This is a genomic window from Stackebrandtia nassauensis DSM 44728 (genome assembly GCF_000024545.1).
Classification (GTDB): domain Bacteria; phylum Actinomycetota; class Actinomycetes; order Mycobacteriales; family Micromonosporaceae; genus Stackebrandtia; species Stackebrandtia nassauensis.
In genome coordinates this window covers 331,244-351,048 of sequence record NC_013947.1, presented here as the reverse complement: position 1 = coordinate 351,048, position 19,805 = coordinate 331,244, and the positions used below count along the sequence as shown (strand labels likewise).

General features: G+C 64.3%; 26 protein-coding genes. 8 read left to right on the top strand and 18 right to left on the bottom strand.

All coding sequences use genetic code 11. The features are described from left to right. Nucleotides 1-9: 9 nt before the first annotated feature. The 16 genes from SNAS_RS01725 to SNAS_RS01650 form a co-directional block, all read right to left on the bottom strand. Nucleotides 10-297, bottom strand: coding sequence for a hypothetical protein (locus tag SNAS_RS01725; protein ID WP_013015634.1), 288 nt, complete (start codon nt 295-297; stop codon nt 10-12). Further along, a complete protein-coding gene (locus tag SNAS_RS01720; RefSeq protein WP_013015633.1) occupies nt 290-505 on the bottom strand; it encodes a hypothetical protein in 216 nt (71 codons plus the stop codon). Before SNAS_RS01720 ends, SNAS_RS01725 begins: the two co-directional genes overlap by 8 nt. Before the next feature lie 76 nt (nt 506-581). Then, a complete protein-coding gene (locus SNAS_RS01715) occupies nt 582-764 on the bottom strand; it encodes a hypothetical protein (RefSeq protein WP_013015632.1) in 183 nt (60 codons plus the stop codon). 66 nt (nt 765-830) lie between these two features. Continuing rightward, the gene (locus SNAS_RS01710) at nt 831-1,052 is read right to left on the bottom strand and encodes a hypothetical protein (RefSeq protein ID WP_013015631.1); all 222 of its coding nucleotides are present in this window, start codon (nt 1,050-1,052) and stop codon (nt 831-833) included. 91 nt (nt 1,053-1,143) lie between these two features. Continuing rightward, nucleotides 1,144-1,404, bottom strand: a complete 261-nt coding sequence (locus tag SNAS_RS01705; RefSeq protein WP_013015630.1) for a hypothetical protein — start codon at nt 1,402-1,404, stop codon at nt 1,144-1,146. Nucleotides 1,405-1,435: 31 nt separating this feature from the next. Beyond that, complete coding sequence (locus SNAS_RS01700; protein WP_013015629.1) at nt 1,436-3,616, bottom strand: MarR family transcriptional regulator; 2,181 nt, start codon at nt 3,614-3,616, stop codon at nt 1,436-1,438. Between the two features lie 66 nt (nt 3,617-3,682). Next, nucleotides 3,683-5,101 (bottom strand): hypothetical protein, encoded by a 1,419-nt coding sequence (locus SNAS_RS01695; protein ID WP_013015628.1) that lies wholly within the window; start codon nt 5,099-5,101, stop codon nt 3,683-3,685. 3 nt (nt 5,102-5,104) lie between these two features. Further along, nucleotides 5,105-5,488 carry a hypothetical protein gene (locus SNAS_RS01690; RefSeq protein WP_013015627.1) on the bottom strand — a complete coding sequence of 128 codons (384 nt, stop codon included), beginning with the start codon at nt 5,486-5,488 and terminating at the stop codon, nt 5,105-5,107. 39 nt (nt 5,489-5,527) lie between these two features. Then, complete coding sequence (locus SNAS_RS01685; RefSeq protein ID WP_013015626.1) at nt 5,528-6,250, bottom strand: hypothetical protein; 723 nt, start codon at nt 6,248-6,250, stop codon at nt 5,528-5,530. Further along, nucleotides 6,247-8,049, bottom strand: coding sequence for a hypothetical protein (locus SNAS_RS01680; RefSeq protein WP_013015625.1), 1,803 nt, complete (start codon nt 8,047-8,049; stop codon nt 6,247-6,249). The genes SNAS_RS01685 and SNAS_RS01680 overlap by 4 nt, the downstream gene beginning before the upstream one ends. After that, nucleotides 8,046-8,444: a hypothetical protein gene (locus SNAS_RS01675; protein ID WP_013015624.1), complete on the bottom strand. Its 399-nt coding sequence runs from the start codon at nt 8,442-8,444 to the stop codon at nt 8,046-8,048. The genes SNAS_RS01680 and SNAS_RS01675 overlap by 4 nt, the downstream gene beginning before the upstream one ends. Next, nucleotides 8,441-9,100: a GGDEF domain-containing protein gene (locus tag SNAS_RS01670; RefSeq protein ID WP_013015623.1), complete on the bottom strand. Its 660-nt coding sequence runs from the start codon at nt 9,098-9,100 to the stop codon at nt 8,441-8,443. Before SNAS_RS01670 ends, SNAS_RS01675 begins: the two co-directional genes overlap by 4 nt. Then, on the bottom strand, nt 9,097-9,462 hold the full coding sequence (locus SNAS_RS01665; RefSeq protein ID WP_013015622.1) for a hypothetical protein: 366 nt from the start codon (nt 9,460-9,462) through the stop codon (nt 9,097-9,099). The genes SNAS_RS01670 and SNAS_RS01665 overlap by 4 nt, the downstream gene beginning before the upstream one ends. A 65-nt stretch (nt 9,463-9,527) precedes the next feature. Continuing rightward, a complete protein-coding gene (locus tag SNAS_RS01660) occupies nt 9,528-9,908 on the bottom strand; it encodes an RRQRL motif-containing zinc-binding protein (protein ID WP_041624480.1) in 381 nt (126 codons plus the stop codon). A gap of 6 nt (nt 9,909-9,914) precedes the next feature. Then, on the bottom strand, nt 9,915-10,169 hold the full coding sequence (locus SNAS_RS01655; protein WP_013015620.1) for a hypothetical protein: 255 nt from the start codon (nt 10,167-10,169) through the stop codon (nt 9,915-9,917). Next, nucleotides 10,170-10,886, bottom strand: coding sequence for a hypothetical protein (locus tag SNAS_RS01650; protein WP_144300363.1), 717 nt, complete (start codon nt 10,884-10,886; stop codon nt 10,170-10,172). Nucleotides 10,887-11,004: 118 nt separating this feature from the next. Here SNAS_RS01650 and SNAS_RS01645 point away from each other — a divergent pair, with 118 nt between their 5' ends. From SNAS_RS01645 to SNAS_RS33640, 3 genes are all read left to right on the top strand, one after another. After that, a complete protein-coding gene (locus SNAS_RS01645; protein WP_013015618.1) occupies nt 11,005-11,874 on the top strand; it encodes a winged helix-turn-helix domain-containing protein in 870 nt (289 codons plus the stop codon). 179 nt (nt 11,875-12,053) lie between these two features. Next, the gene (locus tag SNAS_RS33645) at nt 12,054-12,584 is read left to right on the top strand and encodes an HAD family hydrolase (RefSeq protein WP_211207306.1); all 531 of its coding nucleotides are present in this window, start codon (nt 12,054-12,056) and stop codon (nt 12,582-12,584) included. Further along, nucleotides 12,581-13,405, top strand: a complete 825-nt coding sequence (locus SNAS_RS33640) for an aminoglycoside phosphotransferase family protein (protein ID WP_013015616.1) — start codon at nt 12,581-12,583, stop codon at nt 13,403-13,405. Before SNAS_RS33645 ends, SNAS_RS33640 begins: the two co-directional genes overlap by 4 nt. Before the next feature lie 15 nt (nt 13,406-13,420). Here SNAS_RS33640 and SNAS_RS01640 read toward each other — a convergent pair whose 3' ends face one another. Next, nucleotides 13,421-13,657: a hypothetical protein gene (locus SNAS_RS01640; RefSeq protein ID WP_013015615.1), complete on the bottom strand. Its 237-nt coding sequence runs from the start codon at nt 13,655-13,657 to the stop codon at nt 13,421-13,423. An 88-nt stretch (nt 13,658-13,745) separates the two neighbouring features. Here SNAS_RS01640 and SNAS_RS37085 point away from each other — a divergent pair, with 88 nt between their 5' ends. The 5 genes from SNAS_RS37085 to SNAS_RS01625 all read left to right on the top strand — a co-directional run bounded on the left by SNAS_RS37085 (nt 13,746) and on the right by SNAS_RS01625 (nt 17,640). Further along, nucleotides 13,746-13,874 (top strand): hypothetical protein, encoded by a 129-nt coding sequence (locus SNAS_RS37085; protein WP_013015614.1) that lies wholly within the window; start codon nt 13,746-13,748, stop codon nt 13,872-13,874. A gap of 411 nt (nt 13,875-14,285) precedes the next feature. Continuing rightward, nucleotides 14,286-14,711: an NUDIX hydrolase gene (locus tag SNAS_RS33635; RefSeq protein WP_083786985.1), complete on the top strand. Its 426-nt coding sequence runs from the start codon at nt 14,286-14,288 to the stop codon at nt 14,709-14,711. A gap of 447 nt (nt 14,712-15,158) precedes the next feature. After that, a complete protein-coding gene (locus SNAS_RS01635; RefSeq protein WP_013015612.1) occupies nt 15,159-15,443 on the top strand; it encodes a hypothetical protein in 285 nt (94 codons plus the stop codon). A gap of 293 nt (nt 15,444-15,736) precedes the next feature. Then, nucleotides 15,737-16,111, top strand: a complete 375-nt coding sequence (locus tag SNAS_RS01630) for a plasmid mobilization protein (RefSeq protein ID WP_013015611.1) — start codon at nt 15,737-15,739, stop codon at nt 16,109-16,111. Beyond that, entirely contained in the window at nt 16,108-17,640 is a 1,533-nt protein-coding gene (locus tag SNAS_RS01625) for a relaxase/mobilization nuclease domain-containing protein (RefSeq protein WP_013015610.1), read from the top strand. The genes SNAS_RS01630 and SNAS_RS01625 overlap by 4 nt, the downstream gene beginning before the upstream one ends. Nucleotides 17,641-18,367: 727 nt before the next feature. On the opposite strand, the gene SNAS_RS01615 is transcribed toward SNAS_RS01625, so the two are convergent. Further along, complete coding sequence (locus SNAS_RS01615; protein ID WP_169313838.1) at nt 18,368-19,285, bottom strand: hypothetical protein; 918 nt, start codon at nt 19,283-19,285, stop codon at nt 18,368-18,370. Between the last annotated feature and the right edge of the window lie 520 nt (nt 19,286-19,805).

The window sequence follows — 19,805 nt, the reverse complement described above, 5'->3', positions numbered from 1 at the left end:
GGATACGGGTTAGGTGGTGTGTGGACAGTCGGGGCGGAGCATGAGCGGATACACCTCGGCCGACCACCGATCACGGGTCATCAACTCCAGACGGAAGCCCCGCTTCTTGTGGTCCTCGACGTCGCGCCGGGTGGTGTAGAAGGCGCGCCACGCCAGCTCTTCGGTGACCAGCGGCGTACCACCGTGTTTGTCGGCCAGCGCGCATCCGTTGGGACAGCCGCACGACGCCCACAGCACCCATTCGCACTCGCCCAGCGCCACGTCGGCGCCGTCGATACGGACACGCTGTTCAGGCATTGTTGACGGCCTCACCGAGCTTGTTTCCCACGCGCCACGTGGAGATCAGGAAGTTGATGCCCGTCAGCACCATCACGGCGGTCAGGTAGTCGATCGTGGGCAGCGCGGGCAGCCACTGGGTGTGGGCGATGTAGACGACGAGCTTCAGCAGGCCCGCCTCGGCCAGCGTGAAAACGGTGAACAAGGCGGTGTTGATGAGCAGTTTCATGGTGTATCTCCTGTGGATTGTTCGTGATGTTTCTGGACTGTTTGGCGGGGAAGGAAAGCGCGCGCGGCGCGAAGCGTCAGCGCCTGCCGTAGAACCGCAGATCGGCGGCATCGAGCCAGTTCTCGCCTTCGGGCGACACCAGCGTTCCGCCGTTCCACTTGACAAGGACGTCGTCGCCATCAAGCTCTTTGACCTTGCCCTTGAGCCCGGTCGGGATGTGAACGACAACGTCGCCGAGCTGGAGTTTCGTTGTGGCCATGCGGTGTTCCTTTCGGTTGGGGCGGTGGCCACCACCGGGATGGCGGCCACCGCGGGTTGGTGTGGGTCAGGTTTTGTCGAAGCCGTCGATATCGTGGATCTTGGCTTGGACCTGGGTGCGCCGGTTCATCTCTTCGGCGATGGACAGCAGGGTCCAGGCGAAGCCCAGTTGGATGCGCTGGTTGGTGTCCAGGTTGTCGCGTTCGGCCCGATCGAGGTTGCGGCGGGCGTTTTTGGCGGCGTTCTCACGCTGCATGTGCTGCTCTCCTTTGTCGTTTATCCTGGTCATCTGTCCTTCCTCCTGGTGGGACACGTGGCGGCGATCCGGGACTTCCACATCGCAGGGTCGCCACTTCTTCATGCGGGTCGTAAGTCGTTGGTCAGTTGACATGCGGGTACTTGGTGGCGAGGTCGCTGACGAGGTTGAGGCTGTGGCTGTAGGCGTCGGGGTAGACGTCAACGGTGTGAGCGGCGCTGGCCCCGGCGTAGCGCTCGGCGTCGTCGCGAGCCAGGCCGCGCTCGATAGCCCAGTCATAGGCATGGGTGTGGGCGTAGTCGAACAGTTTGCGCTGGTCGGGTGTGGCGTCGTCCCAGCAGAAGCCGGTTGTGCCGTGCCGGCAGGTGATGTTGGTGTTGGCCATGTGGTTCTCCGTTCGGATCGTGGGTGATGGGTTAGGCCGCAACGGTTTCGGCGGCGGGGTTGGTGAGCTGGTAGGGGCCGAACTTTTTGGGCTGCTCGACGTGGCCGGCTTCGATCAGGTTGTCGAGCTGACCGCGGACGTAGGTCTCGCTGTAGTCGGTGGCGGCGACGAGCTGTCCCAGCTTCAGCCCGGATTCGGCGTCGGCCAGGGCCATCCACACGGCTTCTTCGGCGGGGCTCAGTCCCATTGGCGGCACCGTCGTGGTCGGACTCGCGGGGCTGCGGCGCAGGAAGTCCGATAGCCGCGGTGGCACCAGTTGCAGCAGCCGCGCCACCGGCCCCGTTGCGGCTGGGCGGGTGGTGGGGCTATCGACGCCGGGTTGGTAGTCGGCGGGCAGAATGCCTTGTTCCATGGCAGCGACCTGGTCGTCCCAACGGCCGAGGTCTTCGGCTTGGCGTTCGCGGCGCTGGGTGTAACCGCCACCTGTGACAGCGTCGGCGGCGGTGACCGACAGTGTGTCCAGCAAGATCTCGGGGCATTGCCTCAGCCACCAGGTGATGGAGTGCTTCAGGTCCGCTTCGGCGTCGGGCAGGTTGTCCTGGTCCAGGTCGTCGACCTCGGGGAGCCGTTCGAAGTCGCGGCCGCGAAACGGTGCCATCTTGCCGCCAGCGGCGTCGATGACGTACCCGAAGCCGGGCATGTCCGATGGCAGCTGTGAGGGATCGAGTTCGAGTCCGTTGAAGAAGTTCTTCTCGGCTTTGCTGGTGGTGTACAGCACGACGGCGTTGCCCTGCATCAGCGACGACCGCAACGGCACCGACCCGCCGAAGGTCTTGGCACCGGCATACTGACTGGCGCACACCAGCGCGATGCCGACCTTGCGGCCGACCCGGGCGATGTACTCGGCCAGGGCCACACACTCGGGGTCGTCGAAGATGAGGTGGCACTCGTCGATCTGGATGAGGATGCCCGGTCGGGTCGGTGACGGCGTGAAACCCGACCAGCGTTTCGACCGGTTCTGCCGGGACCGCCAGGTGACTTCCTCGGCGGCGGCAGTGAGCATTTCCTTGGCGCGTTCGCGACCTGCCGCCCAATCCGACTCGGCGAACAGCGCCGGGTTGCTCGCACCGTCTTGGCCGTCGATGAACCAGGTGATGGTGTCGCCGCGCAACCTGGCGGCTATCGCGATCGCGGCCATCAGCACGGACTTGCCGGAGCCGATGCCGCCGATGATGACCCCGCCCCACATCGAGTTGGCGGTGTACAGGCGCCAGGACGCGTACCCGGTGCCGTCGCCCCACAGCCCCAGCGGCAGACGCCCGGCGCCGACGTCGATGTCGGCGGTGTCGAACACGGTGCGCGTCTTCAGCGGGGACTTGGTCAGGATCGTCAATCGGGCGCGTGAGGCGTCGCCGGGGACCGATTCCACGATCAGGTCGCTGACTTCGCATTTCAAGCCGACCGCGATGTTGGGCAGCTTGTTGATCAGCATGGACACGGTGTGGTGGGCGGTGGCGAACTGGACGAGGTATTCCTCGCCGACGTCGGTAGGGGTACCGCCCGATAGCGTCGCGCCCGGCATGACGCCGTGCTTGCTGCCGACCTCGGCAAGCCAGCGCTCCTCGAGTTCACGCAGCACGGTGTCGATGACCACGGGCTTGGGTGTGACGGGTGCTGGCGGGTCGGTGGAGGGGTTGGGGATGCGGTGCTGACGCCACCACCGCAGCCCCAAGACGGTGGTGCCGCCGACCAGGGCGGCGACGGTGTCGACGTCGATGCCGGCCGCGGCGGTGTAGGTCAGCCAGGTCAGGATCGAGCAGGCCACGGAGATGACCCAGCCGCGGCCGAGGTCTTTGGCAGCGGTGGTGATGCGGTAGCGGACCGGCGCGATGATCCACAAGATCACGCCCGCCACGAACAGGACCGTCGCGCAGGTGGCGGCGACGATGCCGGGTTCGCCGGACACGGTGGTCGCGAACTGCGCGGCACCGGCGGCAGCCATGAGGCACGCCGACACGTAGTGCGGCGCGGCCTGTTTGGCAGTGAGCTTGTGGAACTTGTCGCGCGGCCTGCCCTGTTCGGGCCCCATTGGCGGGGTGGTGGCTTTGGGGTTGAAGTCGGACAGGTTGAAGCTGGCCAGATCGCCATCAGTGATGGCCGGTTCCGCCGCCGGGGATGGGCCGGTGGCGGCTCGCGCGCGGGTGATGGTCACGGCGACGGTTCCTTTCCGATGGTGGTGGACCGCGAGGCGACTGGTCGGCCGCCTCGCGGTGGGGCGTTAGTTGGTGACGAATTCCTTGGTGCCGGCATCGGGCCGGGCGTTGTAGGCGTCGCCGACGGTGACCTTGTCCTGCACCAGCGAGTCGTGCAGCCGCTGGTACAGGCCCTGAATAACGGTGTTGGCGTCGTCGATCTCGTCGACGATGCCCAAGGTGCCCTGGCCGCAGCCGCCCTGAGCGAGGCTGATCTTGAACAGCTCCAGCGCCGACGCGGTGTCGGTGTGATGCTGAGTGGACTGCTCGGCGTAGGTGATCGCGTCGTCGAGGCCGACGGCCTCAGCGTTGGCGGTGGTGGTCATGGTGTTGGGGTCCTTTCGGTTGATGAACTCATGCAGGTAAGTGACAGTGCTTGGCGTGGTCGGCTCCATCGGCGTGGAGCTTTCGGCCGAGGGCGTGTCGGTGGTGGTGGCCTCCTTGTCCAAGATGTGGTGGTCCCATTCGGACTTCGTGAGCTCGGGTGTCAACTCCAGGCGCTGTTGCCAGGAATCGGGGTAGGTTTGTCGCACCCAGGCCATGAACGCGTCCGGCCGTTGGTCCAACGGGTGTTTGAACATGTCAGCGCCGTCGGGATCCGGGTTGGGGTTGGTGCGAAGGTCGTCCACGTCGCCGTGGTCCATTGCTGTGTCGGAGTTTGCTATGGGTTCCTCCTGTGTGGGTTCCTTGGCTGTCGTATCGACCAGGTCCATGGCCTGGTCGATAAGGTCTTGACTGCGCTGGCGTTGCACCACAACGGGATGGGTGCCGTTCAGCCAGGAGTTCAATGAGTTGTCCACATCGGCCAGCTCGGTGAACCGATGGTCGAAAAAGCTGGAGCGGTCGCGAGCGGCTTGCGATTCGGCCGTGACCCACTCATCCACTGCGGCGTGATGCCGCGGAGCCAGCCGTTGTTTGACCCATTCGCCGTAGCGGCGCAAGTCATCGGGGGTGAACGGGTCACCAGCAGATGCGCGCGGGTCGCCTTCAGTATTGAAGTGGTTTGCTGCCTGGTCGCGCGGCACCGTGGCGAACGCGTCGTCCACGCTGCCCTCGACTGGCGTGTCGGGGTCGACGAGGCCGCGCTTGATCTGACGGTCGCGGTGCTTCTTGTCGTGTTTGAGTCCCGCGTCTTCCCATCGGTGCCCCCACACGCGCCCCAGGTAGGACCGCATCGGCTTGTTCTTGTGCGGTGCGGGCCCAGTGTGCTTGCGTTCACGGCGTTCGCGGGCGCTGATCCAGGCGTCGTCGATCATGTCGGCCATGTAGCCGCCGAACCCGTACCGGACCGGACGCCCGGTCTGGGCGCTGGCTTTGATGGCGGCCTTGCGGGCCTCCCACCGCGGGGAGTCCTTGCCGCGCACAGCGTAGGCGATGTCGGTGGCGCCCAGGCCCACGACGCGGGCGGCGATCAGGCCGATGATGGCGATGGTGATGGGATCCATGCGTCACGCCCCGATCGAGGTCATGAGGTTGTCGCCCAAGGACGGCATGGCCACCATGGTCAGCGGCACCAGCAGCGCGCAGATCCGCGCCACCCACCCGATCGGTGGGGTGCTCACGGTCTTGTTGGGCAACATGTTGAGCACGAAGATCGTCATCGTCGCCAGTGCGAACAGCCCCGGCACACCCACGCCAAACAGCAGCTGCATGCCCGTGGAAGACAGGTCGTTGGCCTGGCCGAGGGCGTATTGCAGGCCGGAGCCGACCATGCCGCCCAGGCCCCAGCCGACTGCGACCAGCAGCCAGCATTGGACCTTCGGCCACAGCTTGTACCAGTAGAAGATGCCGAACATCACCAACGCGACGCCGGCGAGTACTGCGTTACCCATGTCGTTTTCCTTTCGCGAGAAGTGGGTGGGAGTAGGTGGTCACCACAGCCACGGCAGCCAGCCGCCGAGCGAGGTGTGAGCCAAGAGGACGTACAGCACCAGCAGGACTACGAACCGGGACGGTCGTTGCACCAGCCACGCCGCGTAGTACAGGACGGTGCACAGCGGGACCGCGATAACGCGGTTCCACACGCGCCCGCTGGCACGGATCGGACCGGTCTTGTCGGCCCATGGCGCCTGGTCGGCGTACAGGACCAGCGCTTTAAGTGACGCTGGCGGCTGCGTCCAGATCGCCGGCGGCCGTAGCCCCAGCAGCAGCGGCTTCAGCCGCTGTCCGATGCTGGCTGCCGAGGCTTTCGCCGACTCGGTGAAACCCGGCTCGTCGTCGGCCTGGGCCGCCTCGGGGCCCGTTGCGGCCGGTTCGGTGCCAGTGGTGGCGGGTGCGGACTTGGGTGCGGAGTGCGGAGTTTCCGGCACACCGTCACCGTCGTCGACCTGCTGTTTCGAATCCCGAGGGGTGTTTTCGGAGTGCGGAGTGCGGAGTGCGGAGTTGCCCTCAGCGGTGGATTCCGGCCCTGAAGTTGACGTTGGCGACTCGGCTGTCTCGGCGACGGCCACCGTCGGCGCCGCGACGGGTTTCGGTTCAACCGACGCCGGGACCGCTACCTCGATCGGCTTCGGCGACGCCGAGGTCGCGTCGTAGTCGGGGTCTTCGGGGCGCGGCGCGTAGGGCGACCAGGTCCTGCGATCGGTGGTGGTCACGGGCGGTCCTTTCCATTGGCGGTTGGCGACATGAAGTCGTAGACGCCGTTGATCCATCGGTCGGCTGTGGACGTCGAGACCTTGAACTGCTTGGCGATGTCCGGAATAGACGGCTTGCTTCCGGTCATGGAAATGTGCTTGCCGATGGCTCGCGCCGCTCGCGAGTTCGGGCAGCCTTTGACCTTGCGTTTCGGTGCCGGACCAAACTGGGGTTTGGCATCGGTGCCGGGAACGCTGTCGGGGTGCGAACCGGGCTTGTCTGTGGTGCGAGATTCCGCAGGTGAAACCGGGTTTTCGTTCCCACTTTCGGGCGTGTTTTCGCTCCCGGTTTCGGTCCCGGTTTTGTCCTGGCGGTTTCCCGATTCCGGTCCCGACGCGTTCCCGGTTTCGTCTCGGCCGGGTTCCCGGCGGGTGCCCGTCTTGGTTCCCGGTCGGGTGCCCAGTTTCGAGCTCCAACCGTTCGCACGGTTTTCCAGCAAATCCAGGATGGAATCGACCATCGCGGCGTGTTCGGCATCGGAAGCCATCAGCCCCGACGCCAGCTGCTGCGGCCGCATGCGGGCCACCGCGACATCGGCCAGCTCCGGGTTGGCGGGGTATTCGGCGCGCTTGAGGTTGCGCACCAGGGTCACCAGGCGGCGTTCGCGGTTGGCATCGTCGGCGGCCTGCTCGGCCGCGGCGACCATCTCGGCGCCCTTTTGGAGCGCTTCGTGCTTGGTCAGCTCTCCGGCGATGTCGGCGGCGGCCAGTTGACGGGCCTGGTCGACGGCGGCCTTGCCGTACTGGCGCTCGTCGGCCTTGGTGAAGTGCAGGTGCGTGGCGTCGGCGCGGCCCTCAGCGCGCATCGTCAGGCGTCGCATGAACGACGAGCGGTTCGTCCACGACAGATAGCCCAGCGCGGACAGTGTCCCGAACGCGACGGCCTGGCCAGGCATGATCAGCCAGATGTGGCCGCCGACGTTGAGGCCGATGATCAGGGCCGCGACGATCTTGGAGACCCGTTGCGTGGTCTTGGCGTCTTCTCCGGCGTCGAGCTGGGCGTCTGCGTCGAGCTTGAATTTGATCCCGGCCAGCTCCAGGGCTAGGCCAAGCGGGATGGCGTACTGGTAGTCCCAGCCGAACACGCCGTGCAGCACCTCAACGAGGCCGTACAGGGCACCGGACAGGCAGATCAGGTAGAACACGAACGACGGCGCGACGACCCGGAACCGGCGCGCCGATTTGCGGGCCTCGGCCGCGCGCAGCTTGGCTGCCGCGAGCTTCGCGGCCTTGTCGTCCTTGACCTTGGACTCAGCCGCCAGGCGGTCGCGCTCGGCGATCACCGCGTCCAGCTCCGACCGCAGGTCGGTGTTCTCGGTGCTGAGGGTCTCGGTGTCAGCCAGCGCAGCCTCGGCAGTGCTGCGAGCCTGCACGGCTTCCTCGGCCAGGGCTTCGGCCTCGGTGAGACGCTGGCTCAGAACTTGGTTCTCGTCATGCAGGTCGTCGCGTTGCTGGCGCGCCACGACGGTCTGAGCCTTCTGTGTGGAGACTTCCTCGCGGAAGCCCTCCACGGCGGCGGCCAGGTCGTCTCGTTCGGCGGCGACAAGCTCCAACTGTGCCGACAGCTGCTTCACCTTCGGCAGGCACGCCAGGCACGTCGCCCCTTCGGGCACGCGCGGCATCGGCGGCACCACCAGAGTCTCGCCCCCAGATGCCGGAGCGACCGGCAGCCGGGCTGGAACTGGGTACTCGGTGGATGCGTGGGCGGCATCGGTAACGCTCATTTCCTTCCCTTTCGGATAGTCGCCGATAGAGATCACGGCTGGTTCACCAGCCCGTCTTTGCCTGCGGCATGGGCGATGGCGACCAGGACGCGGCGAGTGTTGAACGTGTCCAAGCCGGTGATGACGTCGCGCAAGTTGACCTTGATGTCGCTGGTGGCCAAGCTGGCGGCGATCAGGAGAATCGATCGTTCGCTGTTGGAGCACGGGAAGGAGACTTCGGCGGCACGATTCCAGTCAACGGAAGCGAACTGTTCGCCCTCGTCTTCGGTCACGTCCAGGCAGTCGCGCCGGAAGTCGGTGCGGGACAGGAAATGTCCGTGCTCGACCAGCAGATTCACGGCCGCCTGACTGCCCAGTCCTCCGGTGCAAAGGAACAGTGCGTCCACCAAGTTTTGGTCCGGCATTCGGTTGGGGTCGATGCGTTTGCTCACGCTGCCACCGCCGTGTCGATCGTGATGTCGTGGTCGTCTCGGGCGCGCACTCGCGGGCGAGCGGGGACCGCGACGCCGCCGTGGACGAGTCCGGTGGTGCGGTTGTTGCGGCGGGCGGCGTACATGGCCGCATCAGCGGCGGCCAGCAGCTGTGACAGGTCATGGTCGGTGCCGGTGGCGGTCGCAGCACCGAGCCGGGCGTTGAGGTTGAGCTGCTGGCCGTCGACGGTCAACGGTGCTGACAGCCACCGCGACACCACATCAATGACCAGGGGCCATTCGCAGCCGCGGCGCGGTGTCAGTGCGGCGGCGAATTCGTCGCCGCCCAGTCGCACACACCCGGCGACCACTGCCTGGTCTGTCAGCCGCTTCGCGACGGCGGCCAGGACGGCGTCGCCGGTGTCGTGGCCGAAGGTGTCGTTGACGGCCTTGAATTTGGCCAGGTCGACCACGGCGACCGCGACCGGTTGCCCTTCACGCGCTTTCTTGCGGACGATGCGGGCCAGGCGGCGCAGGCCGCGCCGGTTGGGGATGCGGGTCAACGCGTCCATGCACGCGATCCGTCGCCACCGCAGCGCTGTCACGGTTGCAGTGCTAGCGGCGATCAGCCCGGGAGCGGCGCCGACCAGGATCGATACCATGTTGACGGTGCTCATACCGGCACCACCTCGTCGACCTGAACCGAGTCACGGTACGAATTCCAGGCATCGTGCCTCTTTTGGACCTGTTCGGGGATCATGTAGAACCGGTATTTCACCGGCCCGAACTTGATTAGCACCTCGGGGTGGTTCTGGTCGAAGTCGGCGGTGGTCTCGGCAGCCTCGGCGATACGCCGCAACTCTGCTGCCTCAGCCTCATCACTGTCACCGTTAAGGCTGTGCAGGATTTCGACGTGATACGCCGGGACCGGCACATCCGGGTGCTCGTCCAGCCAGGCGGCCATGTCGCGAAGCCCCTGAATGGTCGCGGCACGCCGCAGCTGAGCCTTTAGGTCGTGAGTGGAAAGTACGGCGGTCATCTCGTTCGTCCTTCGTTGCTGTTGCTCGTGCTATGTCTGTTGTGGTCTTGTGCGAACGGGAGGCGTCAGGCCGCGTAGCAGCCGCCGGCTGCTTCCACGCATTCGGCACATTCGTCGAACTTGGTGCGAATGAAGTACGGCTTGACCTGGCCACATGTCCCGCAGGTCTTCCGCGCCCGCAGCGCTTTGTCCAGTGCGGCAAGCACTCTCGGAGTAGCGGTGCGCTTCGGCTTCGCCAGATCGATGCGGTACAGGTAGGCGGTACGTTCACCGCCGATGCCGCGCCATTTGATCTGCCCAGCGACGTCTTGGCCGCCTGGGCACAGGCCGGTCGCGCGAAGTTGGCGGCGAGTGGCAAACCCGGCTGGAGCTCCACGCCAGTAGAACGTCGGAATCCCGAACTTCTGGCCGGTTGGGTCGTCGTACATGGCTCGAATGCGTCCCATGTCAAATCACCGCCCCGCCGAGGGAACAGCAAGTTCGGATGCTTGCTGGTGGTGACCGGTGCGGGTAAGACGGTCGAGCACCAGCACGGCGTCGGTGTCGACAGCGGCCAGGTTGTCGAAGACCTTGCGTGACCGATCATCGTCGGTGATTTCGGCGCCGGCGCCATGGAACTCAGCCATGAACTCATGAACCGCGTCGTGAAGCGCGTGCGCGGCTGCGGCGAGTCGATCGAACTCGTTGTGAGACTGGGAGAAGGGCATCTACGCCACCACCTTCACGCGGAGTTCGTGGTTGGCGCTGGCGCTGTTGTGAGATGGGGGCACAGTCCCGGCGGCCGTGTTGCTTGGCGGCTGACCAACCAGGGCCTTGCGCGATGAACGGAGTCGCGGCGACGAGGCGCGCACCACCCGCACCTGTTCTTTCGAGATGCGCAGCCGGAAGGCGACTTCGTGGATGGAGTGCTTGTCGGCCAGCAGTCGACGAATTGCCACCCGAAGCTCCGCTGGCGTCAGTTCTACGGGCACGCCATCCAGCCGCGATCGGACCGCGGCCATATCGGTGACCATCGACGCCGGGTAATGCCGCGCCACTTCGTGCGGGACCTGGTTGCCCAACGCATCGACGACCCGGACTCGGTAGAGGCGACGGTAGATCTGGTTGCGCGACAAGCCTTTGCCGACAAGAACCTTGTTGATCAGCCGCCATTCCGCGAGTGTCACCTCGGTTTCCTCGCCACGGCATGCCCGCGCCACCACGACCTCGTCCACAAGGTTCGGGTCCTGCGGACACACCTTGGGCATATCGGGCTCGGTGGCGATCACGTCCTGGTCGGCGCCGATGGCGTCAGCCCAGCACGTCTCACATGCCACATCGACGAACGACGGCACATGTCCGTGACGCTCGCGGCACATCCGCGCCGCGACTCCCGCTACGGGATGTGAACCATTCCGCTCCACGAGTCCTCCTTCGTTGCTCATACCTGACTTACTTGACTAGTCAGGTCCGTGAGCAAGAGGCTAACTCGACTTGTCTAGTCATGTCAACCCGTGTCGCCAAAGTTTTTGGACCTGCCTAGACATGCGGTAGCCTGGCCCGATGCCAGATGCCGGAGAATTCCGCGGGGAACGAGACCCCGAAAGCCCATTGCCACCGAAAGTTCAGATCGCCAACCAGCTTCGGGCCGCGATCCTGACCGGCGTGTTTCAGCCGGGAGACAAGTTGCCGTCTCAACCCGAGCTCAGCCGGATGTACAAGACGAGTCGTCAAACCGCGAAAAACGGCCTTGAAATCCTGGCTGCCGAACGCATCATCGTGATGGGACAGGGAAGCAATGCGCGAGTTCGCGCAATCACGCAACGCTCAGTCGAGCTACGTCCTCATGTTGAGGCTGCGTTCGAACAGGGCCACGTGGTCATCGACTTCGCGGGGTTCTCGTCAGAGACCCTTCGAGGTGTGCTCTCTGAACCGCTAGACAAGATCCGGGTCGGCAGATTCACGCCCGAGTCCATTACCGTGCGGATTTTGATCACAGACGTGTCGAAGCCAATCGCTCTACCCGTACCAGCAGAAACGGGCACCGATGATCCAGATGTCCGGGCGCGGTCAGCCCGGATCACAGGCCGGGCCGTTGACGGCATCGTGGATCAGATTCACGAACTGGGCGATCTGGGGTTGGTAAAGACTGCCTCCGCCGAGGTGCGGGTCCACGACCTTGGCCCCATGTTCAAGCTCTACCTAATCAGCCGCCAGGAAGCATTTTTCGGCTTCTACCCCGTGGTCGAGCACACCGTCCCGATCAAGCGGGAGCCAACCCCCATATACGACCTCATGGGAAAAGATGTCCCGTTGTTCCACTATGCGGTGTCCGACGACGATGCCACCCACGGCGCACAATTCGTCGAAGCCGCCCAAACCTGGTTTGACTCGGTGTGGACGACCATCGCGAGGGAGCGTGAATCGGAGTGAATTCAGAGACGTCGGCGCTGAGTGAAATGCTATGTGGCAGCGGCCCACTCTTGCTCGACTTTGACGGACCAGTCTGCGGCGTTTTCGCAGGAGACCCAAGCCCCCGAATCGCACTCGGAATTTCGAGAATTGTTGAGGCGACGGGTATCGAGGTACCTCTAGAGCTTCGTGAACACTCGATGGAGCTGCTGTCGTGGGTAGACACACTTGACGTTCCCGGATTGACTGAAACCGTCGAAGATGCACTGAGTGATGCCGAGCTCAGAGCCGTCCAAACTGCATCGCCCACCCCTTTCGCTCGCGAGGTAATCGAAGCGGCGCATCGAGCAGCGAAGCCGGTCGCTGTGGTGAGCAACAACTCGGCCAGTTCCATTTCGGCTTACCTACGTGCCCAGGAACTTGACGAATACGTCTGGCCCATTGTGGGACGGCCATACGCGAATCCCTCAGAGATGAAACCAAATCCCATACCGTTGCTTCGTGCTGCGGAATCGTTGAATGTCGAGCCCGAAACCTGCGTTTTCGTTGGAGACTCCGTCTTTGACATTGAGGCAGGACTGGCTGCGAAGACACCAGTGATCGGTTACGCGAATGCTTCACACAAGACGAAAACTCTGGCAGATGCGGGAGCGAAAGTGATTATTAGGAGTATGGGCGATCTCGTGTCGACCCTCCAGAACTGCCCGACCAGCAGCCAAGGAGCTCAGTGACCGCTTCAGTCGAAGTTCCGCAGTACGTTGCCGAGGAGACAACAGCGCGATGGCCGAATGTAGGTCCTCAGTGGGTGAGCGAAGCTCCGGGTGAACTGCGTCAACTGTGCGAACAGTACGGAGCAATTCCGGAAACCGTTCTGCCAGCAAGATATGGGTTGGTGGTAGCGGTCCAAGCTAAAGACCGCGAGCTCATCATGAAAGGAAGCCCGGATCCGGACGGACCCAATCAGGTCAAGGTCATGTCCGCACTGGCCGATCTCCAGGTGGGACCGACGATTCTCGAATCGTTCAGCACCGACACGGGATTCTGGACAATCATGACCCGGATCAAGCCTGGTGAGCCGTTGCGAAACCTCGGCGCTTCGCTCGCGCCTCCGGACAAGCTGGCGACGATACTGCGACCATTGGTGAACCAACCTTCCCCTTCGTCGACACTGCCGTACATCGGCGACTGGCTTCGTGACCGCTTGGAAGATGATGCCCTAAGCGACCTCGCTCCAGGACGCACAGTCGCCTCGGAGACTGAACGGTCCGAAGCACTGAGCGTTCTTTCCGAGCTCACGGATGCCGGTGCTCAAGGTTTGTGCCACGGCGATACCTCCCCTGGAAACATCCTCACAGGAGAAAACGGGAAGTTGTACTTGATCGATCCGCGCGGGATGCGAGGCGAAGCGGCATATGACGTCGCTGTTCTCGGGTTGAAGTCAGCGATGACGGTTTCACCTGAGACACGAGTTTCCGACCTTGCAAAGGCCGTCGGCGTTGACGTTGGCCGGGCAGAGCGGTGGGCGGCAATCGCGCTTGCTGCTCGCGTGTAGAAGTTTGCCGCTGGGCTACACCAGCTCGTGGAGGACGTTTTCGAGGTCGTCGCGTTGTCCGTATTGGAGGTATCGGCCCGTGGTGGCGATGATCTGACCTGCGTCAGTGGGTGTAATGGTGCCGGATTCGGTGAGGCTTCCGACGAGACCGTAGAAGAAATCTTGGTGCCGTTCTGCCATTTCCGTGTCGAATATGTTGACGGCCTCGCGCCACTCGTCAGCGGCCTCCAGGAGCGTGTCGATGTTGCTCATGTCGGGTTCCTGACGTAGCGGGTGCAGTCTGCTACCCATGATGGCACGGTGGTCACGGCACCCCAACGAATAATGAGGAGTGTTGGCCATGGGAAAGCACGACAAGAAACCCGATCCGTCCGGCAACGGCCATAAGCCCAAGGACAAGGTCGACCCGAAGAAGTTCGTCAAACCCGAGGATGTCAAGCACAAGCACGACCGCAAGGATGACAAGTAACGCACGGCTCGCCGGGATGTCACGGGGTTGAAGCAGTGGCAGGGGTCGGCCATCGGTGTGTTCGTGCCGGGTGCCCACCTGTTTTGCTCCCGAAATTTGGTTACGGTCTGTGATCCGGGTTCGGTCCCGCTCCCAGGGGCGTGGACAGAATGGCCACAAATGCCAGAATCCCGAAACAGCCATACTGACCTGTGATTATGCGTGCGCCGGGGTCGTGGACAGAATTCAGCCAGAATTCGATCGCCGTGGACACAAATACCCCGCCCCTACCTTGATCCTGGAACGCTCCTCGAAATCCAGCTACAGACAGTGACTCTCAGGGGGTGAGGAGGCGTATCTCTGGTACACCGCGTCTGGTGTAGCGAGAACACCTGATCCACGGGCCAAGCGAAAGGAGTGTAGAAACTGCAAATGGCTCCAAGTCAGCGCGATGTGGCACCTGTTGCGGCAGCGATCATCGCCGACAACGGCAAAGTCTTGATGGTGAAACGCCGAGTATCCGAAGGCCAGCTTTCATGGCAATTCCCCGCCGGAGCCATCGAGGTTGGGGAATCTGAGCAGGATGCGGCGGTTCGCGAGACACGAGAAGAAACGGGCGTCGATGTTCGCCCAATCAAAGTTCTCGGGCATCGAGTCCACCCCATAACCGGACGCTGGATCGTGTACGTGGCCTGCGATTGCGTAGAAGGCAAGGCCCATGTCGCTGATACAGAGGAGGTTTCCGAAGTGATGTGGTGCAGCAGGAAAACACTCGCGCAGCTTGTTCCCTACCCCCTGTTCGAACCCGTGCAGGCGCACCTTGACAACCTGCTTTGGTTACGACAGCGCCATTGCTAGCAACGCTTGCACACGAGGAAGTCTCACTGTCCGTAGTAAGTGTTCGCGCCGTCTCTTACGATCGCAGCGCGCGGCGGGCAATTGTGTCCACGGCGATCGAATTCTGGCTGAATTCTGTCCACGACGCTGCGCGCGCATACTTGCAGGTCAACCCTCTCGTTTGGGATTCTGGCATTTGTGGCCATTCTGTCCACGCCCCCGGGTTTAGAGCCGGAAACCAGTAACACTCAGTAACAAACCTCCTGTATGGAAACGGCCTGGACGCGAAGATCGCCGCCGCATGACGAGCCACCCTCAACGCCTGGCCCAAGCAACTTCAGCGAAACCCCTGCTCTCACTGTCAGTTCCGATCGAAGGTGTCGGACGTTGAAGCGTTGGCCAGTAAGCCAACAAGTAGGTCTGGCACAAGGTTCGCCAAACCGCAGGTGTTCATGCTTAACTTCAGACATGGAACGTGAGACTCACCAGACGTGGCTGGTGTGGGGCGACACCGAGATCGAGGCGTTTCTTGACGGCTACTGGCTCACCCCTGTTGGAGTGGACGATCCGGACCTGTTGTCCATGATCCGGGATCGCGATCCAGAGTGGGAACCGCCAAACGACGACGTAGAAAACCTGGACGACCTGAACAACTCGTGCGCACTTGTAGTGTCGACAATCACCGAGAAGGAGATTGTCGAGCGTACCGCTGAGGTCAGGAAATCACTGCGGGGATACATCAGAATCAAGTAGCAGGCGATGCTTTTGGTTCACACCGGGAAGCTGGACAGCGACACAGCATCCGGCAGGTAAGCCTGGACACCGACAAGATCACCTGGACCTGACACTCACGCGAGGCTTTCACGTATTTCCACAGGTCACCGCAACCGGGCAAGATAGGCACGTGTCCGACTTACGTAGGCCGCGTGATCTTGTGCCGCACTGAGCGGCAGATGAGATGTCGATCGCTCGAAATCGCGTGGCGGTCGCGCCGTCGGCGAGCGACACTCGCACGCATGGGGACCACGGGGGATGCACATGCGCCGATGCGTCGGCGCAAGAATCCAGAGCCGCCAGACCATCGAAACCGTCGGGTCACGACCCGGTTCTCGGCCGAGGAGTACCGCGTCCTGGCCGAGCGCGCCGCGGCACGGGGGCTGGCGTTGTCGGCCTACATCGCGCTGGCCGCACTGGCGACCGATCCGGACCGGACTGAGACTCCGCGCGGCGGCCGCCGGCGGGACGCGGCCAGCAGGCAGTCGCGGGAGTTGTTTCGGCTGTTGCGGGGTGCGGCGACGAACCTGAACCAGCTGACCAAGCGGGCGCACCAGTACGCCAACGTCCCGGCGGAACTGGGGGAGGTCGCCGCGTTCATCGGTGAGGTGGCGGTGCGCGTCGACGAGCAACTGGGCGCCGAGTGATCGGCAAGGTCGCCAAGCGCAGCAGGCGGGTGCGGGGGTTGCTGCACTACCTGTTCGGGCCCGGCGACGCCAACGAGCACACCGACCCGCGCGTGGTTGCCGGGTACGCCCCGGCCGCGAGTCTCCAGCCGAGCGGGAACCTCGCGTCCGGGTTCGATGTGGCCGGGTTGGCGCGGCGGCTGGAGGCGGCCGAGCGGTCGCTGCCGGAGGGCCGCGGGCCCGTCCGGAACGTCTGGCATTGCGCGTTGAGCCTGCCGCCCGGTGAGCGCCTGAACCACGAGACCTGGGGCCGGTTGGCGGAGCGGTTCGCTGACGAGATGGGCCTGACCGAGACCCCGGATCGGCCGGGGTGCCGGTGGGTGGCGGTCCACCACGGCGACTCGGCTGGCGGCAACGACCACATCCATGTCGTGGCGATCCTGGTGTGCGACGGCGACCCGCCGAGGCCGGAGTGGCTGCGCCGCGACTATCCGCGGGTGCAGCGGGCCTGCGCGAGGCTGGAGGCCGAGTTCGGTTTGATCCAGGCGACCCCGGGCCGGGAATCGGGTCGCGGTCGGCCTGCGGCTTCGCGGGCGGAGTACCGCCGGGCCGCGCGCACCGGCAAGCCGTTGGATCGCGACGTGCTGCGCCGCGAGGTCCGGGCCGCGGCGGCCGGGGCGAATACGGAGCTGGAGTTCGCCGCGCGGCTGCACGCCGCGGGCCTGCGGGTGCGCACCCGCAGCAACAGCGAGGGCCTCGTCGTCGGGTACGCCGTCGCCCTGCCGCCCGCCGAAAGCGGGCAGCCGCGGTGGCTGTCAGGGTCGAAGCTCGAAGCGGACCTGGGCCTGCCGCAACTGCGCTCCCGCTGGCCGGAATCAGCCCCGGCGGCCGCGGCCGCGTGGGAAGCTCCGCCACCGATACCGGCGGTCGGGCGCGTCACGGACCCGGACCAAGCGTGGCGGCAGCTGCCCGAGGTCCTGGAGCAGGTGACCGGGAGCCTGCGCGACGAACCGCTCCTCGACGCCGAACTGGGCGGCACCGCGCGCACCGCCGCCGACCTCACCGCACTCCTGGCCGCCAGGGCGGAACCGGGCCCGCGGTTCGGGCCGGTGTCGCGGGCCGCCGATCAGCTCGGCCGCGCCGCCGCCGGACTGCCCTGCAACCGCCGCGCGGCGGCCGTCGGGCTGCTGCACGAGATAGCGCGGGCGATCCACCGCTCCCGCATCGGCCAGCACAGCGACTCGGTGGTGTTGCACGTCGCCATCGCCGTAGTCCACCTGGCCGCCGCGATCCAGGCCCTGTGCGCCGCCCGCGCCAACGCCTCCGGCACCACCGACCTCGCCCTGAACCGGCTCCGTGCCACGGTCGGCGGGCTGCACCAGGCCGCCCGCGACGCCACCCCGAACACGCCGCAAGCGCGAAGTGGTATCGCCTCGGCATTTGCCCGCAGCACCAACGTGGCCCTCGGCAAGCACGGGCCCGGCGCTGACGCGGGTCGGGCGTACCGACCGCGCCCGACTGGACCGAAGCCAACGCAGGCTGAGTTGTAGACCATGGTCAAGGTGTAATCGGCGACGCTTGCGGCGCTTCCTCGGCTGCTGCCTGCCCGCCGACCGCTGGCCAACGACCGGCCCGGCGACGACACTGCCTCGCGACGTCGGTGCTGCGACCGCAGCTGGCTCGAGGTGGTCGTGGTCGGCCAGGATCCGCCGCAGAGTGCGCAAGACCTGAGAACGATCTGCGGGGTTGATGGTGGTAGCCCGCAGCTGGTACCGCAGCTGCTTGAGGACTGCCTGCCAGGCGCCGACGGGCAGCGGCGGCAGGTCTTGGCGCGGCGCTGGATGACCGAGCCGGTGCTCCCCGAGTTCACCCAGGAGCTGTCGCTGCGCCCGCCGGATCTCGTAGGCGCGCTGGCGACATGATGCCGAACAGTACAGGCGCAGCCGCCCCAGTCCACGTGTTTCCAGAATCGGTCCCCGGCAGTTCTGGCACTTGCGCATCACCACGGTCATTCTCCGACCGTAGCCCGACTGTACGAAGTGCACGTTCGCGCAGATACCGTGGTACTAGGGCTTCATCACTGAGGGAATTGAGATACCTGGGTGCTCTGTCCAGGAATTCGCCACTGATGTATCGCAGATACCTGAGCACTTGACGACCCTCAGATGGCAATGTCTGGGTTTGATGCCGTGATGGCCCGGTTCAAGTGGTGGCGTGCTTCTGGCCGAAGGGCTTGCCAAATTCGTCGTAGATCACCTGCGCCCTACCTCGATGTATTCATAGGTAGCCGACGGAGCCGGTGTTACTGGTGCGGCTCTGGCCAGCCTCGTCGGGACCGAACAGTCTCAAACCGGCCTCAGTGAGGGCGGGGCACGGGAGCTTCTCGTGATACATGGCGCCGAGGAAGGCGATGACCGACTCGCCGTTTTTCTGCTGGGCCTGAGTGTTGAGAGTGAACCACAGGGCCGCGCCGACCAAAATTCCGACGACGGTCATTTGCCAGGTGGAAGTGCTAGCTGCGGTGGCTGAGCCCACTGCCAGCCCCAGCGGAAACGCAAGGAGACGCCGAAACCAGTATTCGGCGGAGGCGCGTTCGTAAATGGCCATGAGTTCGGGGTCACGGTCCAGTGTCAAGGACACGGCACGGTTGATGTCGCGCCACATGGCCTCCAAGAGTTCGTTTTTCTGCTCATCGTTGAGCGAGTCGGGGCGCTTGACGCCGAGGTTGGGGAAAAGGTCTCCGAAGATCGCCTTCGAATCAGTGAAGAATCCCAGCAGCCCGTGCGCAGACCAAGTCTTGGAAATCCGGGACGGTGCCAGAGAGAATGCTGGGAATGAGACTGCCTTCTCGGCGATCTGAGTGGTCCGAAACGCCGGGTGTGATCCTCGGATTGCCTCCCACACTTCACCGACTATGTACGCGCAGAACGCCATGGCTGCGGTGACGGCGGCGATCCCGACATGCTCGGTCAGCTCGTACACATCGCTCAGCAAGCCGGTCGCCTCGTCACGGGAAGGAAGATGGCGGCCCCACCAAAGCCAGACCACCGCTAGCCACGCCGCGCCGGAAGCCAAGGGGGCCCGCAACTGCCGAAGGCCGGGAAGTAAAGAGGCAAACATCCGTCTATTGTCCACCTCAACGCCAAGTTCGGTGTCAAAGTGCCAACTCCGCTGCGAACGGACAACTGTCCACATTTTCGGTGGTTCGGCGTCGAATCTGAGACTCGAACTCGGGAAGACCCTACCCAGACCATGGACGGAAAGGCCAGGTCACTAGAGGCGATCTCAGCTGGCTTAGGTGTTTGACCTGCGGTTTTATGGCCCGGATCGCAAGGTGGTGGCACGGATCTACTGGAGGCAGACTTACGTAGTAGTCCGAGGGCAAAAGAAAGCCCGACCCACGAAGGGGTCGGGTGGTATGTGCTTCGACTATAGCACCGATGTCTCGCTGTTGTGACATTTCCTCCTCCGATGTAGACGCCGACTCGCATCGAATGACCATATCGGGTGCTGAGAGGCTTGTGCCCGAGCGGATCTCACTGTTCGTAGTCAGCTTTCGAGCTGTTCGTCGCGCTCGAGCCACGGGGCGGGCAATTGTGTCCGCGGCGATCGAATTTTGGCCGAATTCTGTCCACGCCCCCTGCACGCACATACTTGCAGGTCAACACGCTTGTTTTGGAATTCTGGCATTTGTGGCCATTCTGTCCACGGGCGT

Excerpts from the sequence above, each read along its gene's own strand:
- SNAS_RS01725 (WP_013015634.1), bottom strand. The coding sequence starts at position 297 with ATGCCTGAACAGCGTGTCCGTATCGACGGCGCCGACGTGGCGCTGGGC.
- SNAS_RS01720 (WP_013015633.1), bottom strand. The coding sequence starts at position 505 with ATGAAACTGCTCATCAACACCGCCTTGTTCACCGTTTTCACGCTGGCC.
- SNAS_RS01715 (WP_013015632.1), bottom strand. The coding sequence starts at position 764 with ATGGCCACAACGAAACTCCAGCTCGGCGACGTTGTCGTTCACATCCCG.
- SNAS_RS01710 (WP_013015631.1), bottom strand. The coding sequence starts at position 1,052 with ATGACCAGGATAAACGACAAAGGAGAGCAGCACATGCAGCGTGAGAAC.
- SNAS_RS01705 (WP_013015630.1), bottom strand. The coding sequence starts at position 1,404 with ATGGCCAACACCAACATCACCTGCCGGCACGGCACAACCGGCTTCTGC.
- SNAS_RS01695 (WP_013015628.1), bottom strand. The coding sequence starts at position 5,101 with ATGGATCCCATCACCATCGCCATCATCGGCCTGATCGCCGCCCGCGTC.
- SNAS_RS01690 (WP_013015627.1), bottom strand. The coding sequence starts at position 5,488 with ATGGGTAACGCAGTACTCGCCGGCGTCGCGTTGGTGATGTTCGGCATC.
- SNAS_RS01670 (WP_013015623.1), bottom strand. The coding sequence starts at position 9,100 with ATGAGCACCGTCAACATGGTATCGATCCTGGTCGGCGCCGCTCCCGGG.
- SNAS_RS01665 (WP_013015622.1), bottom strand. The coding sequence starts at position 9,462 with ATGACCGCCGTACTTTCCACTCACGACCTAAAGGCTCAGCTGCGGCGT.
- SNAS_RS01660 (WP_041624480.1), bottom strand. The coding sequence starts at position 9,908 with ATGGGACGCATTCGAGCCATGTACGACGACCCAACCGGCCAGAAGTTC.
- SNAS_RS01655 (WP_013015620.1), bottom strand. The coding sequence starts at position 10,169 with ATGCCCTTCTCCCAGTCTCACAACGAGTTCGATCGACTCGCCGCAGCC.
- SNAS_RS01650 (WP_144300363.1), bottom strand. The coding sequence starts at position 10,886 with ATGAGCAACGAAGGAGGACTCGTGGAGCGGAATGGTTCACATCCCGTA.
- SNAS_RS01645 (WP_013015618.1), top strand. The coding sequence starts at position 11,005 with ATGCCAGATGCCGGAGAATTCCGCGGGGAACGAGACCCCGAAAGCCCA.
- SNAS_RS33645 (WP_211207306.1), top strand. The coding sequence starts at position 12,054 with ATGGAGCTGCTGTCGTGGGTAGACACACTTGACGTTCCCGGATTGACT.
- SNAS_RS01640 (WP_013015615.1), bottom strand. The coding sequence starts at position 13,657 with ATGAGCAACATCGACACGCTCCTGGAGGCCGCTGACGAGTGGCGCGAG.
- SNAS_RS37085 (WP_013015614.1), top strand. The coding sequence starts at position 13,746 with ATGGGAAAGCACGACAAGAAACCCGATCCGTCCGGCAACGGCCATAAG.
- SNAS_RS33635 (WP_083786985.1), top strand. The coding sequence starts at position 14,286 with ATGGCTCCAAGTCAGCGCGATGTGGCACCTGTTGCGGCAGCGATCATC.
- SNAS_RS01635 (WP_013015612.1), top strand. The coding sequence starts at position 15,159 with ATGGAACGTGAGACTCACCAGACGTGGCTGGTGTGGGGCGACACCGAG.
- SNAS_RS01630 (WP_013015611.1), top strand. The coding sequence starts at position 15,737 with ATGCGTCGGCGCAAGAATCCAGAGCCGCCAGACCATCGAAACCGTCGG.
- SNAS_RS01615 (WP_169313838.1), bottom strand. The coding sequence starts at position 19,285 with ATGTGGACAGTTGTCCGTTCGCAGCGGAGTTGGCACTTTGACACCGAA.